Below are 15946 nucleotides of genomic sequence, written 5' to 3'. Positions count from 1 at the left end.
GGGAACTTGTCGTTCTTAGTCACCCCTTCCGAGGCCTGCATGTCCCTGTTCCGGCGCAAGTCCCTAGATTCCGTCACCGTCCACGAAGCCGGCAGGCGTCTGATCCCGACGCTCAGCTGGCCGCACCTGATCGCGCTGGGTATTGGCGCCATCGTCGGTACCGGCATCTACACACTGATCGGCGTCGGTGCCAACCTGGCCGGCCCGGCCGTACTGATCTCCTTCGCCATTGCCGGTGCGGTCTGCGCCTGCGCGGCACTGTCCTACGCCGAGCTGTCGACGATGATGCCGGCCGCCGGCAGTGCCTACACTTACAGCTACAGTGCGCTGGGCGAAGTATTCGCCTGGGTGGTGGGCTGGAGCCTGATCCTGGAGTACTCGCTGGTGGTGAGTACGGTGGCGGTGGGCTGGTCCGGCTACTTCGTCGGCTTCCTCGAATGGGTCCACACCCAGTTCGGCTGGAACGTGCACCTGCCGGCCTGGCTTGCCGCCGGCCCGCACGTGGAAGGCGGCATGATCAACCTGCCGGCGATCATCATCACCTGGCTGGTGGCAGGCATGCTGATGGCCGGCACCAAGGAAAGCGCCACCCTCAACGCCATCCTGGTGGTGTTCAAGCTGATCGCGCTGGCCATCTTCGTGGCCGTGGCCCTGCCCGCCTTCGACAGCAACAACCTGCAGCCGTTCATGCCGTATGGCTTCGCCAAGTCGATGGGCCCTGACGGCGTCGAGCACGGCGTGATGGCGGCAGCGGCGATCATCTTCTTCGCCTTCTACGGCTTCGATGCGATCTCCACCGCCGCCGAGGAAACCAAGAACCCGGGCCGCGACCTGTCGATCGGCATCATCGGTTCGATGATCGGCTGCACCATCGTCTACGTGCTGGTGGCGCTGGCCGCCGTGGGTGCGATGAGCTACGCCGTGTTCGGCCACAGCGCTGAGCCGCTGGCCCTGATCATGCGCCAGCTGGGCCATCCGACCGCGGCGATGGTGATCGGCGTGATCGCGATCATCGCCCTGCCGACGGTGCTGCTGGCCTTCCTGTACGGGCAGAGCCGCATCTTCTTCGTGATGAGCCGCGACGGCCTGCTGCCGCGTGGCCTGTCCAAGGTCAACGCACGCACCGGCACGCCAGTGGCGACCACGCTGTTCACCGCGGTGGTGGTGTCGGCGCTGGCCGGTGTGGCGCGCCTGGACGAGATCGCGGCGCTGGCCAATGCCGGTACCCTGGCCGCGTTCACTGCCGTGGGCATCTGCCTGGTGGTGCTGCGCCTGCGCGAGCCGAACCGCGAGCGCACGTTCCGCACGCCGCTGGCCTTCGTGGTCGGCCCGCTGGCCGCGCTGGGCTGCATCTACCTGTTCCTCAGCCTGCCGCACAGCACCCAGCTGTACTTCCTGCTGTGGAACGTGGTCGGCCTGGTGCTGTACTTCCTGTACAGCCGCCGCCACGCGTTGATCGCGAAATAACCGGTTCATCGGTGGTGCCGGCCGCTGGCCGGCAACTTGCATTCTGTTGATACGGGCAATGCCGGCCAGAGGCCGGCACGACCGCAGGGCGGTCAACCGCCCTGCTTTGCGGCGTAATCCTGCGCCTTGCGCATCACCCGCAACAGGTTGCCGCCCCAGATGCCGGCGATCTGCTGCTCGGTGTAACCCTTGCGCAGCAGCCACGCGGTGATCTTCGGCAGCTGGCTGACATCGGGCAGGTCACTCAGGCCACCGCCGCCATCCCAGTCCAGGCCGATGCCCACATGTTCCGGGCCGACCACCTTGAGGATGTGCTCGAAGTGGGCGAAGAAGTCGTCCAGGCTGGCGTGGCGCACCGGGTGCTCGTGGTCCAGCGCCTGCTCGGCTTCCAGCAGGGCAACACCCTGCTCGATGCCCATGCCTTCCCAGCCGCCCAGCTGCTTGCTCAGCGCTTCCTCGGCCTGCTTGCGCTCGGGCGTCTTGGCAGTGTCGATCAGGTAGCCGCCATAGGCGTTCACCTGGATCACGCCACCGGCCTTGGCCAGCTTGCGCAACCGCGCATCATCCAGGTTGCGCGGGTGGTCGTAGACGGCCTTGGCCGAGCTGTGCGAGAGCACGAACGGCACCGGCATCATCGCCACCAGGTCATCGAACACCGCGTCCGATGCATGCGACTGGTCGATCACGATGCCCAGTTTCACCGCCTGCCGCACCAGCTCCTTGCCGGCCGGGCTCAGGCCTTTCCATTCCGCGCCCTTGGGGTCGGTGGCCGAATCGGCGAACTCGTTGTTGGCGAAGTGCACGGTGCTGAGCAGGCGCAGGCCGGCACGGTGGTAGAAGGAGAGCAGGCTGGGATCGTCCACCAGCGGGCTGGCGTTTTCCATGCTGATGTAGACCACGCGCTTGCCGGCGGCCTTGATCCGCGTGGCATCATCGGCGCTCAGCGCCAGTGCGAAGCGCTCGGGATTGGCGGCCAGCATTTCGCGGATTTCCATCAGGCGCTGCAGGCCGTGGTCGCGTTCGGCAAGATGGGCGGCGGCGGTGCGGTCGCCCTGGTCGGTGTAGATCGCCCAGAAACCGCCGTCCAGCGCGCCTTCGACCATGCGCGGGTAATCGACCTGCGAAAGCGCGTTGCGGTCATGACGCTGTTCGATGTCGAAACCGGTACGGCCGAAATTGGCCGGCGTATCCAGATGGCTGTCGAGGGTGACCAGGCGCTGCTGCAGTGCCTTGGCGCGGGCCAGTTCCTGCGCGCTGAACTCGATGGCATGGGCAGACAACGGCGCGCACAGCGTCAGGGTAAGCAACAGAGACAGGCGACACAGCGATGGCATGGACGCTCACCGGCAAGGAGAAGAACCCGACCATAGCGCTGTGTCGGCAACCTCCGGTAGTGCCGGGTGACCCTGCGCACTCCATTACACTCGGCGGCAGCCGCTATCGATGACGGCAACCCACCGGCTGCGTCGCCCCTGAAACGGAATTCCGATGTCCCATTCCGCCCCGCCCCCCCCTTCCTACCGCTCACCCTGCACCTGAGGGTGCGCCGCTCAGCGTCGAACAGCTCAAGCGCGACGTACTACCGGTCCTGTTCGCCGGGCGCATCGACATCGGTCGCTATGGCCCCGCCGAACTGGCCAACGCCAGCGCGGAGCCTGCCTGGCAGGATGGCAGCGCCCACGCGCTGGCCAGAGCATTGGCCGGTCTGGTCAGCCGCCTTGCCGAACACGACCCCAATGCTCTGCTGGAACGTGCCAGCTGGTGGGATCGGTTCACCGGCGCCGATATCGAGCGGCGGCTTCGCCGGCGCATCGCGCTGGGCGGCAACGGCGACGTGCTGTCCGAGGTCGAGCACCAGGCCGCAGCGGTGCGCAGCAGCGTCGACCGCTTGAATGCGCAACTCGATGAGCATGATGCGCAGGGTGCACGCCTGCAGATCTACATCGATGCGGGGGTGCAGTTCCTGCAGGAACTGCCAGCGGACAATGGCGCCGTGGACGATCCGCTGGTGCTGGACCGCCCCGTGGAACGCCTGCAGCGGCGCGTGGCCAATCTGACCGCGCTGCTGGCCAGCCACTCGATCAGCCGCATCCAGGTGCAGCTGGCACGCAACCACGCCATTGAACTGCTCGACCGCTACTGCGAGACCGTGCAGATCCTTGTGCCGATCTGGCGCCAGACCATCCAGGCGCTGCAGAACAGCGACAACGCCAGCCCGCAGATGGTCGCGCGTGCGGCACAGGCCCAGGACCAGCTGAAACAGGCCCTGCAGCAGCTGCTTCGTGCTTCCGGAGAACCCGCATGATCACGTCCCGGCCCGATCCACTGAAGGTGCCAGCAGAGCTGCAGCAGCGGGTCGAAGCGGTTTCCGGCCTGCGCGCGCTGTATCGCCGGGGTTCGTTCGCACGCACCGTGGGCCTGGCCTGTTTCGCGGTGCTGCCGGCCGCTGCGCTGTTGTCCATGATCTTCCTGCAGGGCCTGACCGGCAGCCCGCCCTCGGCGCACGTTCCGGCCGGCTACGGCAATGACCCGTCCACAATCGCCCTGCTGCTGTCTGCCAGCCTGTGCTTCGCTGGCGGCATGCTGGTCTGGATGGGGTTCGGCCTGCGCAGGGTGCTGCTCAATCGCGGTGTACGCCACTTCACCTTCTCGTTCGTGATCGGCGGCTCCATGCTGGTCGTCCTGATGGCTGGCAACGGAATCGTCAGTCCCGACTTCAGCCGGGCCGACGTCGGCGATGGCACGAAGCTCGACAGCACGCAGCTTGGCAAGCTCATCGACAGCCCCGGATTCACCGCGCTGAGCCCGCAATGGCAGGGTTACCTGCAGGCGCAGCACTCGCTTGCAAGGACCAGCACCCCCTTGAACGACACCGGCCTGGCCATCGCCCGCGGCGAGGACATCGGTATCGCGGTGCCCGATGTCATCCGTGCGCGCCTTGAAGCCAAAGCCAAGGTTCCCTATTCGGCGCGCAGCCAGGCGTGGCTGCATGCCCATTGGCTGCGCATGGACGTGTTGCACGTCATCGGCATGGCGATCGCCTGGTCACTGCTGCTGCTTGTCATCGCCGGCATCGGCCTGACCACCCTGGGCTACCACGTGCGCGGCCGGGCCCGGGTGATCAACGGCCTGCTGCAGCAACTTCAGCCACCGCCCCCGCAGGCCAGCGCACAACCGTGAGGTGCTGCCGGCCAGCGACCGGCAACACCGAAGCCTTGGATCAATCCACCACGCGGCAGAACACGGCCTTCAGGTAACGCGATTCCTGCACGTGGGCCATGAACGGATGGTCCGGACCAGCGCCGGCCACCTTCAGGATCTGGATCGTGCGGCCGGAGAAATAGGCCGCGCGGCGCAGCATGTCGAGGAACTGGTCCTCGGCCACCAGGCCGGTGCAGGAGAAGGTGGCGAACAGGCCACCGGGCTTGACCACGCCCAGCGCCAGCTTGTTCATGTCCAGGTACTTCTTCAGCGCGGTGATCACCTGGTCGCGGTCGCGGGTCATCTTCGCCGGATCCAGGATCACCACGTCGTACTGCTCGCCGCGGTTGGCGGCATCACGCAGCCACGGGAAGATGTCGGACTGGACGAACTTCGGACGCACATTGTTCAGGCGCGAATTGCCCTTGGCGATCTGGATGACGTCTTCATCGATGTCGATGCCGACCACTTCCGAAGCACCACGCGCAGCCGCATACACGGCGAAACCGCCGGTGTTGCAGCACAGGTCCAGCACGCTCTTGCCTTCCACCTGCTGGCTCAGCCACTCGCGGTTCTCACGCTGGTCGGCGAAGAAGCCGGTCTTGTGCGCACCGGCCGGGTCGGCGCGGAACTTGATGCCGTACTCGGTGATCACCGACGCTTCGGTGGTGGTGTTGCCGTGGAAGTCGAAACTTTCCTGCTTCTGCACGTGCTCGTCGGCGAAGCTGTGGAAGCGGCAACCCGGGAACTGCTCGCGCAGGGCGTCATAGATCCACTCGCGATGGCGGAACATGCCGGCGGCGAAGAACTCGACCACCACCAGGTCGCCGTAGCGGTCGACCACCAGCCCGGACAGGCCGTCGCCTTCGCTGTGCACCACGCGCCAGGCGTCGGACACCGCGTCCAGCTTCAGCACCTCACGGCGCAGCGACACCGCCTGGGCGATCTTGCGCGAGAACCAGCCGGCATCGACCGGTACGTTCTGGTCGGTTTCGAGGATGCGCACGGCAATGCGCGAGTGCCCGTTGTAGAACCCGCGGCCAATGAACTCGCCATCGATGCCGACCACGTCGACGATGGAACCGGGCTTGGGCCGGACGGTCGGCTTCTCGACCAGTTTCTGGAAGATCCACGGGTGGCTGGAACGCCACGCATTCTTGAGGCGGACAATCGGAAGGGGGGTATTCATCCACCTATTGTAAACCGGGCACCGGGGTCAGATCCCCGAAGGGGCTCTGACCCCGGTATGGCGACGACGAGGGGTCGGAGCCCCTGCGGGGATCCGACCCCGCCGCCGCCCATTTGACGGCGGCCCGGCCAGACGGCAGAATCGGCGCCAGAAGGGGAGTAGCTCCCAGACGTTGTCGCCGTCATTTCGAGCCCGCAGGCTCCGGTGCAACGGCAGTTCCAGCCGACTGGAACTGCGAGCGAGACCTTCGCCGTACTGGCGAAGCTCTGTCCCTGGATCCCCCTCCCGATCCTCCGTTGCAGATCCTCGCCGTCCGGCCTGGCATTCATCTTTCCAACGGACATTCCCAATGCAGACGATCGGTAACGTGTGGTTGTGGGGCGGCTTCGCAGCGGTGGTGGTCATCGCCCTGCTGGTCGACCTCGTGTTGATGCGCCATGGTGGACCGCACAAGGTCACCTTCAAGGAGGCCCTGTGGTGGTCCATCGGCTGGGTCGCGCTGGCCCTGCTGTTCAATGCGGGCCTCTGGTACTACCTGAATGAGACCGCGGGCCAGGTGGTGGCCAACAAGGTCGGCCTCGAGTTCCTGACCGGCTACCTGGTCGAGAAGGCGCTGGCGGTCGACAACATCTTTGTCTTCCTGATGATCATGAGCTACTTCGCGGTGCCCGAGGAACAGCGCCAGAAGGTGCTGATCATCGGCATCCTGGGTGCGATCGTGCTGCGTACGATCATGATCTTCGCTGGCAGCGTGCTGATCAGCCAGTTCCATTGGCTGCTCTACGTGTTCGGCGCCTTCCTGCTCTTCACCGGCTGGAAGATGTGGTTCGCCGCTGGCCAGGAGCCTGATCTGGAAACCAACCCGGCGCTGCGCTGGATGCGCAAGCACCTGCGCCTGCTGCCGGATTACGCCGGCAACGCGTTGAGCGTGAAGCGCGACGGCGTGCGCTGGTTCACCCCGCTGTTCGCGGTGCTGATCCTGATCGCGGTCACCGACGTGATCTTCGCGGTGGACAGCATCCCGGCAATCTTCGCAATCACCACCGACCCGTTCATCGTGCTCACCTCCAACGTGTTCGCGGTGCTGGGCCTGCGTGCGATGTTCTTCCTGCTGGCCGGCATGGCCGACCGCTTCCACCTGCTGCCGTACGGTCTGGCGCTGGTGCTGGGCTTCATCGGCATCAAGATGATGATCATCGACCTGTTCAAGATCCCGACCCCGGTGTCGCTGGGCGTGGTCGCAGTGATCATCGCCGCCACCGTGGTGCTGAGCCTGAAGTACCCGCCGAAGGAAGGCGAAGGCCAGGCCTGAGCCTGACCGTTGAACGGCGCGGCCGGTGGGATTGTCCCACCGGCCGATTCCACTCTCCCGCAGCGGTGGCCTTGGTTTCGTGCCAGTCACCGCCATTGCTGAGGTATGGACAACAACGCGCCCCTGCCCACCGGCGACGTGCCGGCCCCCCGCAATGACCGCTCGCGCATCCTGCGGGCGTTCAATGTCAGCCTGGCCGCCGTGCTGGCCCTGGTGGCCGTGTTCGCCCTGCAGGGCACGTTCGACTGGCGACCGTGGGCGGTCGCGCCGCTGGAAGCCAAGGGCCTGCTTGGCCTGATCGGCGGCCCGATGCTGCATGCCTCGGTCGAGCACATCGTCGCCAACAGCATCGCGATCCTGATCCTCGGCACGCTGGCCGGCAGCGTCTACCCGAAAGCCACCGTGCGCGCCCTGCCCCTGCTGTGGCTGGGCTCGGGCATCGGCGCGTGGATGCTGGGCAATCCGGGCAGCGTGCACCTGGGCGCCAGCGGCGTGACCCATGGCCTGATGTTCCTGCTGGCCAGCCTGGGCCTGCTGCGCCGCGACCGTGCAGCGATTGCCACCGGCCTGATCGGCATGCTGTTCTACGGCGGCATGCTGATGACCATCCTGCCGCACGCCGACGGCGTGTCCTGGCAGTCACACATGGGCGGCGCCTTCGCCGGCATCATCGCCGCGCTGCTGTTCCGCAACGCCGACCCGCTGCCGCCGCGCCAACGCTACAGCTGGGAAGACGAAGAGGACGAGGTCGAGCCGCTGGCCGACGACGAGCTGGAGCCGCCATCTCCGCAGCGCGTGCCGGTGCTGTGGCAGCCGCGCGAAGGCCAGGACTACGTGGTGATCCCGTTCCGCCGCCCGGACGACCCGCGCAGTTGAGGTGACGGTAGTGCCGCCCGCTGGCCGGCAACCTCATGACCCGGTAGTGGCCGACCTTGGTCGGCGCGGTTGTTGTGTGCCAACCGAGGTTGGCACCTGCCAGAGCACACCGGCCCCCCGGGTAGCGCCGGGCCATGCCCGGCCGCATTGACGCCGGTCAGTCCGCCGCGTTGCCCGCCGCGCCCATTCCATCCACCGCCTGCCGGCCCAGCGCCGGGTCATCGGTGAAGAACGCATCGATGCCGGTGGCCAGATAGGCACGCATCTCGGCAATCGAGCCCTCGGCATTGCGCGCGTTGTCGGCGCCCTTGCGCAGGTTGCTGGCCTGGAAATGGTTCTCCGGGCGGAAGGTGTACGGAATCACCATCAGGCCAGCCGCATGCGCATCGCGCACCAGCGTGGTCGGCGTGCCCAGCGCGCCCTTGTCATCCAGCGGAATGATCGAACGCAGTTCCGGGCCGATGCTGTCGGCGTAGCTGGCGATGTCCTTCAAGCTGGCCGGGGTCATCATCTGCGCGTAGGTCAGCTTGCCACCGGCTTTGGCGATGTCGGCTGGCTGGGTGTCGCCCTTCCACAGCAGCTGCAGCAGGCGGATGTTGCTGCCGCGCGGAATCTTGCCGCGCAGGTAGCGCAGATTGGCGGTCTCGAACGACTGGATGGTGACCGGGCCAACGTTGGTATAGGCATTGCCACGCAGTGCGGCCAGCAGCTTGTCTTCCATCGGCAGGCCGATGGACTGGAAGTAGGTCGGGTGCTTGATCTCCGGGACCAGGCCGATGCCACGGTTGGCGCGCCCGGCCTGCTGCACCAGGAAGGCCAGGATCTCGTCCAGGCTGGCGATACGGAACTGGCCGTCGTAGGCGGTGCTGCGCAGTTCCGGCAGGCGCTCACGGGCGTACAGGGTCTTCAGCTCTGCCAGGGTGAAGTCTTCGGTGAACCAGCCGTCGACCTTCTGACCGTCGATCACCTTGCTGGTGCGGCGGCTGGCGAACTCCGGATGCGAGGCGACGTCGGTGGTACCGCCGATCTCGTTCTCGTGGCGGGCCACCATCACCCCGTCCCTGGTCATCACCAGGTCCGGTTCGATGTAGTCGGCGCCATCGGCGATGGCCTGTGCATAGGCCGCCAGGGTGTGCTCGGGCAACAGTGCGCTTGCCCCGCGATGGCCGTAGACCGACACCTTGGGTGCGGCCGGGGTGGAGGATTCAGCACTCATGGCCACCGATGGTGCCACGGCCAGCGACAACAGCAACGCACAACCCCACGACTTCACTGCGACTTCCCCAAGCGGTATGTGATGGGCGTCAGTATGCGGCGGGAATGTGACAGGTGGGGGACCCCATGGATTCGGTAGTCGCCGACCTTGGTCGGCGCTCTGCCAGCCGGCGTCCATGGCCCCGGACGCACTGTGCCAACCAAGGTTGGCACCTACCTGAGCGAGGGTTGGCACCTACCCGAGCGTGAGCCGCGCGGTTGATCGATGACGGTGTCAGAGCCCCTTCGGAGATCTGATCCCGAGCAGCTCGTTTGGCTGGGATGCCGGCCAGCGGCCGGCACTACCAAGGCTTACTTCCCGATGCAGAAGCTGGAGAAGATCCTGCCCAGCAGATCATCGGCACTCATCTGGCCGGTGATCTCGCCCAGCGCGTCATGTGCCAGCCGCAGTTCTTCGGCGGCCAGTTCCAGGTGTTCGTGCGCAAGCTCGCCATCGGCGCGCTGTGCGTGTTCCTGTGCGCGTTCGATCGCATCCACGTGGCGGGTGCGCGCGGAGAACTCGCCATCCACCTGCTCCCCTGCCCCGGCCGAGGCGATGCTGCGCAGGCGCGCGTGCAGGTCGTCCAGCCCGGCGCCGGTGGCGGCCGAAACGAACACACGGTCCGGGTCATCCAGCGCGGGCAACGTATCCAGCAGGTCCGACTTGTTGTGGATGTAGACCTTGTGCGGCACCGCCGCCACGGCCTGCCCCAGCGCAGCCTCACCGGCCGCCGGATCGCACGCGTCCAGCACGATCAGCGCGAGGTCGGTGCGCTCGATTTCCACGTGGGCGCGGCGCATGCCTTCACGTTCGATGGCGTCGCCGCCGTCGCGCAGTCCCGCGGTGTCGACCAGGGTCAGTTCCAGGCCATCCAGGCGGATGGTCTCGCGCAGGGTGTCGCGGGTGGTGCCCGCGATATCGGTGACGATGGCGCGTTCGCTGCCGGCCAGCGCGTTCAGCAGTGAGCTCTTGCCTGCATTGGGCGGACCGATAAGCACCGCGTGCAGGCCATCGCGCAGGCGACGGCCACGTTCGGCGTCGCGGCGCAGCAGGGCCAGATCGCTGCGCGCCTGTTCCAGCCCGAGGCGCACCTGCGCACCACCGAGCGTATCCAGCGGTTCGTCGGCAAAGTCGATGGCCGCTTCCACATGGATGCGAAGCAGCACCAGCTGCTCGGCCACGGCGTCGATGCGCCGTGAGAACACGCCATCCAGCGAACGGCGAGCGGCGCGTGCGGCGCGGTTGTCGCCGGCGGCGATCAGGTCGGCGATGGCCTCGGCCTGGGCCAGGTCGAGCTTGCCGTTGAGGAACGCGCGTTCGCTGAACTCGCCCGGCCGTGCCTGGCGCGCGCCCAGCGCGATGCAGCGCGCAACCAGTTGCTGCAGCAGCACCGGACTGCCATGGCCCTGCAGTTCCACCACCTCTTCGCCGGTGAAGCTGTTCGGCGCCGGGAACCACAGCACGATGCCATCGTCGATCACCTCATCGTCGGCATCGCGCAGGCGTGCGTAGTGCGCATGGCGCGGGCGCAGCGCGGGCGCACCCAGCGCGTTGGCGATGGCCGCAGCGCGCGGGCCGGACAGGCGCAGCAGGCCGACGCCACCGGCACCGGGTGCGCTGGCGATGGCGACGATGGTGTCAGTGCGAAAGGTATCGTCCATCGCTCAGAGTTTCTCCAGCTGCGCGCGCGCCTGTGCAGCACCGCTGCCCTGCGGCTGCAGCGCCAGGTAGGTGGTGTAGGCCTGCTTCGCCTTGGCCCTGTCGCCCGCGTTGAAGTAGGCGTCGCCCAGGTTGAGATAGGCCACGGCACGCGAGGGGTCGATCTTCAGCGTGTTCTCCAGCCAGCGTGCGGCTTCAGCGTAACGCTGCTGGCGGTAGTAGACGAATCCGAGGTTGTTGGCAGCCTGGGCGAAGTCCGGGCGCAGCTTCAGCGCCTCGGTGAACTGCGCCACCGCCTCGTCGTACTGCTTTTCGCGGTACAGCTGCAGGCCACGGTCATTGGCCTGCTGCGCGCGCTGGCGATCCGACGCCGGGCCGGCAGTGGGCACCACAAGCTTGGCCTTGCCACCCTGCAGGTCGGCCACCGTCACCGGCGCCTGGCTGCCCTTGGCTTCGCTGGCGGCTTCGACCTTGTTGTTCAGTGCGATCGCATCGGCGGTCAGCTGGCGCGTATCGGCATTGAGGAACTCCTGGCTGTCCGGCACCTGGAACACGAACTCCCCGCCCTGCGAACCGGGCAGGCTGCCGAAGGCCGGCGTCTGGTGCGAAACGGCCGAGACGGCGGGCGCCACGTAGGCGGCCAGTTCGGTACCCGTGATCAGGCCATCGCCGTTGAGGTCGCCCTTGCCGGCCAGCGCCTGCAGCAGCACCCACGTAAACACCGAATGGCCATTGGGACCGGCGTCGGCGACCTGCTGGTCGGCGCCGCCGGCTGTCAGCATCTGGCGTGCGCTGCGGCGTGCGTTCTCGCGCAGGAACGACGACGACGCCGGGCCGCCACGGGTCAGGCCCAGGCCGCTGTAGCAGGCATCCATCACGAACATCACGTGCTTGGCCTGCATGCTCTCGGCGATGTTCTGGATGTCGGTCATCGCAATGGCGTCGGTGGCAAATTCCTTCGGGTCCGAATCGACCGGAATGATGTAGCCAAGGTCGCGTCCGGAGGCGAGCTGGCGGGTGGCACCATGGCCGGCGAAGAACACGAACACGCGGTCGTTCTTTCCGGTGCGGTCATCGGCCAGGCGGTCGTGGAAGGCGGCCAGGATGTTGTTGCGGGTGGCCTGCTCGTTCTTCAGCACGATCACCTGCGAGGACGGGAAACCAAACTGCCCGGTCAGCGTGTCGGCCACCGCCTGCGCGTCATGGCTGGCGTATTCCAGCTTCGGCCACTTGGCGTAGTTGTCGATGCCGACCACGATCGCCCACGACTTCTCGTAGCCAGTGGTGACGGTGGCGGCACCGGTGTCGCCCTTGCGCGCGCGGGCAACGGTGAAGTCGCGGCCGTTCCAGCCTGCGAACTGGTAGCCATCGGCAATCAGGCGGTCGAGGATCTGCGGCAGCGCCTTCACCGCACGATCGTGGATGTCGTGGAACAGGATGATGCCGCGCTGTTCCTTGTTCACCTGGTCGAGCACGCGCTGCACGATCGACTCCGGGACCGGGTCGGCCCAGTCCATCGAGTCGATGTTCCACATGATCGATTTCAGCCCGGCCTCGTTGAGCAGCTGCAGGCCTTCGGCGTTGCGCGCGCCATAGGGGAAGCGGAACAGCGGTGCACGCTTGCTGTCGACATCCTTCAGCAGCGTGTCGGTGTCCAGCACCTGCTGGCGCAGCGCATCACCGGTGGTGCGCGAGAGCTGGGCGTGGGTCAGGCTGTGGTTGCCCACCGCATAGCCCTCCTCCATCAGATTGCGACTGATCTTCGCCATCGGGCCGAGACTGACCTTGCCATCGGCTTCCACCTTGCCCAGGTTGCGGCCCACTTCGAAGAACACGCCCGGCACGTCGTAGCGCTTGAGGATGGCCACCACTTCATCGGTATAGGCCTTGTGCGGGCCATCGTCGAAGGTCAGCACCACGGTCTTGGCCGGCAGGTCGCGGCCGAAGATCTCGCGGTCACTGTCCTTCATCGACATCGGGTACGGCTCGATCACGCCGTAGTCGCGCAGGATCGCTTCGCGGTTGTAGTCCTTGTGCAGGTGGGCGATGTAGTCCTCCCACTTCTCGCGCTTGAGCTCGATGGCACGGGTGCGTTCGAAGCGGCTGAAGATGCGGGTCAGTTCCTGGTTGTAGTTGCGTTCGATCTCATCGAGCGCTTCCAGGTCCTCGCCGATGCGCTGGTGCAGCTTCACCGCCGGCAGCGAAGAGTCGGTGCCGACGCGCTCATGCAGATCGCGCAGCACTTCGCGGAAAGCCAGGCGGTCGGCGTCGAACAGTTCCGGCGCCGACTCGATGTAGTCCAGCACGGTGCCGAGGGTGGCGAAGCGCTGGGGGCTGGAACCACGCAGCAGCGTATCGAACTGTGCGGCGATCGCCGTGCGCTGTTCCAGCCCATCGTGGAACAGCTGCTGGCCCACGCGCGTGGAGGTACCACGGTCGGCGGCCGACTGCTGTTCCTCGTCGGCCAGCAGCACGATGATCCGGCGGTAGCCGTCGAGCTGCTTCTGCAACGCAGCCAGCAACGGTGCAGCGGCCGGATCGGCAGCAGCAGCCGCCTGCGCGCTGGGCTGGGTGACGGTGGTCGCCGGTGCCTTCGCGTCCTTGTCACCACAGCCGGCAACGACCAGGGTGAGCAGAAGCGAAGGCAGGAACAGGCGGAACGACGACGCACGCGGCATGGCGGACTCGGAAGTGGGAGGAACGGTGTCCGGGGAATTCTAACGCCGCATGCGAAAAGCCCGCCTTGCGGCGGGCTTTTGCGGGTCGGTCGGGATTATTTCTTCTTGACCGGAGCCGGGGCGGTGGTGGCCGGGACCGGCTCGCCGCCATGGCGCTTGGTCATCCACCACTGCTGCAGCAGGCCCAGGCCGCCGTTGACCACCCAGTACAGGACCAGGCCGGACGGCATGAAGGCCATCATGACGCCGAACACCAGCGGCATGAACTGCATCATCTTCTGCTGCATCGGGTCCATGCCCGGCGCCGGGGTGAGCTTCTGGGTGAACCACATCACCGCCACGTTGATCACCGGCAGGATGAAGTACGGGTCGCGTGCGGTCAGGTCCTGGATCCAGCCCAGCCACGGCGCCTGGCGCAGTTCGACCGACTCGACCAGCACCCAGTACAGGGCGAAGAAGATCGGCATCTGGATGAGGATCGGCAGGCAGCCGCCCATCGGATTGATCTTTTCCTTCTTGTACAGCTCCATCATCGCGGTCTGGAACTTCTGGCGGTCATCGCCGTAGCGTTCCTTCAACTGCGCGATGCGCGGCTGGAAGCGACGCATCTTGGCGCCGCTCTTGTACTGCACGGCCGACAGCGGGTACAGCACCAGCTTCAGCAGCACCACCAGGCCGACAATCGCCCAGCCCCAGTTGCCGACCAGCTTGTGCACCTGGTTCAGCACCCAGAACAGGCCCTGGCCGATCACCGCCATCATCGAGAAGCGGCTGTAGTCGACCACGCGGTCCAGGCCCGGCACGTCTTCCTTGGCGATCAGGTTGACCAGCTTCGGGCCGACCCACAGGCGGGCTTCGGTGCTGGTGGACTGGCCCGGGGCCACGGTGAAGGCGGGGCCACGCGCTTCGATCAGGTCACGACCGGCCACCTGCGACAGCACGTAGTGCGCGGTCTGGTCCTTCTGCGGGATCCAGGCGGTGAAGAAGTGGTGCTGCAGCATCGCCAGCCAGCCGCCGGTGATGTTCTGGTTCAGCGTGCCGTCTTCCAGGTAGTCCTTGAACGCACGGCGCTGGTACTTCTTGTCGTTGTCGTACCAGGTGGCACCGTTGAAACTGAACGAATCCGGGTTGGTCATGCTCCGCGACAGGATGGTCGGGGTGCGGTCCAGGGTGCGGTAGACGTAGCCGTTCCACGGGGCGGCGCCAGCGTTGCTGACTTCGTCCTTGAAGCGCACGGCGTACTCGTTGCGCGAGACGGTCAGGGTGCGCTTGATGGTCACGCCGTTGTCGGCGGTCCACACGAACGGGATCTGCAGCTCGTTCTGGCCCTTGGCCAGCACGAAGTCCTTGGTGTCGCCGACCAGCTTGAAGCCGTCGGCACCCGGCACCGGGGTGTTCTTGTCTTCGCTGGCCCAGCCGCTGATCGCGCTGTACGGGTGCGCGGGGTCTTCGGTCAGCAGGCGGACCGGCGGGCTGCCTTCGTCCTTGGTCTGCGGGAACTGCAGCAGCTCGGCGTCCAGCACGCGGCCGCCGTCGAGCACCAGGCGCAGCACGTCGGTGGTGACGGTCACGCGCTGGCTGGCCGGGGTGGCGCTGGCCTGGGCCTGCACGGCAGCCTGGCCCGGGGCGCCCGGCACCTGGGCACTGGGGATGGCGCCCGGGGTCGCGCCCGGAACACTCTGTGCGGCGGCCGGGGCCGACGTGGTCGTCGGTGCCGGGGTCGGAGCAGCCTTTTCACGGCTCCACTCCATCCACAGCAGCACGGCCACCATCAGCCAGGCAAAAATGAGGAATACGCGGGTCTGGTTCATCAGCGGACAGGCTCGGCGGGGCCGGGACGCGATGCCGGCTCGGTCAAAGAGGGAGTTGCGATGCCATCAGGCGGCGGCATTGTGCCGTCCACGCCCGGCGTGGGCAATGCACGCAGGCGACGCAGCAGGCGCAGGAAGGCCTGGCGGATCTCGTCGTTGCTGGCGGAACGCGCAGCACTACGAGCCACGACGACAAAGTCGCCTGGCTGGATGTCGGTACGTGTCTGACGCAGGATGTCGCGCAGGACGCGCTTGATCCGGTTACGCCCGACGGCGTTCGGATCAACCTTGCGGGAAACCGCCAGACCCAGCCTGGCCGGCCGGTCAGCCGGCAGCCAGTGCAGGGTCATCAGCGGATCGGACACACGGCGGGCGCCGTTGAAGACCGTTGAATATTCGGCACGCGTGCGAACCCGCGCAGAGCGAGGGAATCGCTTGCGCGGGTCTGCAGTATTCACTGTCGAAGGGATTGCGTCTGCCGCGCTGTGCGGCATGGCA

General features: G+C 66.7%; 12 protein-coding genes. 5 read left to right on the top strand and 7 right to left on the bottom strand.

What is annotated here, in order from left to right; translation table 11 throughout:
* Positions 1 to 39: 39 nt before the first annotated feature.
* Positions 40 to 1467, top strand: a complete 1428-nt coding sequence (locus AC5P57_RS19320) for an amino acid permease (RefSeq protein ID WP_099554166.1) — start codon at positions 40 to 42, stop codon at positions 1465 to 1467.
* A gap of 92 nt (positions 1468 to 1559) precedes the next feature.
* Here the strand turns inward: AC5P57_RS19320 and AC5P57_RS19315 are convergent, their stop codons facing one another.
* A complete protein-coding gene (locus tag AC5P57_RS19315; protein ID WP_262235924.1) occupies positions 1560 to 2801 on the bottom strand; it encodes a dipeptidase in 1242 nt (413 codons plus the stop codon).
* A gap of 362 nt (positions 2802 to 3163) precedes the next feature.
* Between AC5P57_RS19315 and AC5P57_RS19310 the strand changes: the two genes are divergently transcribed.
* Together AC5P57_RS19310 and AC5P57_RS19305 are read left to right on the top strand one after the other, a co-directional pair.
* Positions 3164 to 3772, top strand: a complete 609-nt coding sequence (locus AC5P57_RS19310; protein ID WP_495219756.1) for a protein klaA — start codon at positions 3164 to 3166, stop codon at positions 3770 to 3772.
* Complete coding sequence (locus AC5P57_RS19305) at positions 3769 to 4647, top strand: hypothetical protein (protein ID WP_262235923.1); 879 nt, start codon at positions 3769 to 3771, stop codon at positions 4645 to 4647. The genes AC5P57_RS19310 and AC5P57_RS19305 overlap by 4 nt, the downstream gene beginning before the upstream one ends.
* A 40-nt stretch (positions 4648 to 4687) precedes the next feature.
* Here the strand turns inward: AC5P57_RS19305 and AC5P57_RS19300 are convergent, their stop codons facing one another.
* A complete protein-coding gene (locus tag AC5P57_RS19300; protein ID WP_010487449.1) occupies positions 4688 to 5857 on the bottom strand; it encodes a class I SAM-dependent rRNA methyltransferase in 1170 nt (389 codons plus the stop codon).
* Between the two features lie 349 nt (positions 5858 to 6206).
* On the opposite strand from AC5P57_RS19300, the gene AC5P57_RS19295 reads away from it, so the two are divergent.
* A complete protein-coding gene (locus tag AC5P57_RS19295) occupies positions 6207 to 7169 on the top strand; it encodes a TerC family protein (RefSeq protein ID WP_010487446.1) in 963 nt (320 codons plus the stop codon).
* A gap of 105 nt (positions 7170 to 7274) precedes the next feature.
* The gene (locus AC5P57_RS19290; protein ID WP_099554158.1) at positions 7275 to 8045 is read left to right on the top strand and encodes a rhomboid family intramembrane serine protease; all 771 of its coding nucleotides are present in this window, start codon (positions 7275 to 7277) and stop codon (positions 8043 to 8045) included.
* A 157-nt stretch (positions 8046 to 8202) separates the two neighbouring features.
* Here the strand turns inward: AC5P57_RS19290 and AC5P57_RS19285 are convergent, their stop codons facing one another.
* From AC5P57_RS19285 to rnpA, 5 genes are all read right to left on the bottom strand, one after another.
* Positions 8203 to 9318 carry a glycerophosphodiester phosphodiesterase gene (locus AC5P57_RS19285; protein ID WP_099554156.1) on the bottom strand — a complete coding sequence of 372 codons (1116 nt, stop codon included), beginning with the start codon at positions 9316 to 9318 and terminating at the stop codon, positions 8203 to 8205.
* 293 nt (positions 9319 to 9611) lie between these two features.
* A complete protein-coding gene (gene mnmE, locus AC5P57_RS19280) occupies positions 9612 to 10961 on the bottom strand; it encodes a tRNA uridine-5-carboxymethylaminomethyl(34) synthesis GTPase MnmE (protein ID WP_142808021.1) in 1350 nt (449 codons plus the stop codon).
* A 3-nt stretch (positions 10962 to 10964) separates the two neighbouring features.
* Positions 10965 to 13637: a polysaccharide deacetylase family protein gene (locus tag AC5P57_RS19275; RefSeq protein ID WP_099554152.1), complete on the bottom strand. Its 2673-nt coding sequence runs from the start codon at positions 13635 to 13637 to the stop codon at positions 10965 to 10967.
* A gap of 95 nt (positions 13638 to 13732) precedes the next feature.
* A complete protein-coding gene (yidC, locus tag AC5P57_RS19270) occupies positions 13733 to 15448 on the bottom strand; it encodes a membrane protein insertase YidC (RefSeq protein ID WP_099554150.1) in 1716 nt (571 codons plus the stop codon).
* Positions 15448 to 15942: a ribonuclease P protein component gene (gene rnpA / locus AC5P57_RS19265; protein WP_012481687.1), complete on the bottom strand. Its 495-nt coding sequence runs from the start codon at positions 15940 to 15942 to the stop codon at positions 15448 to 15450. The genes yidC and rnpA overlap by 1 nt, the downstream gene beginning before the upstream one ends.
* Positions 15943 to 15946: the final 4 nt, after the last annotated feature.

This window comes from Stenotrophomonas sp. YJH_SMC_79, from assembly GCF_059367995.1.
This window is presented reverse-complemented; position numbering and strand designations above follow the sequence as displayed.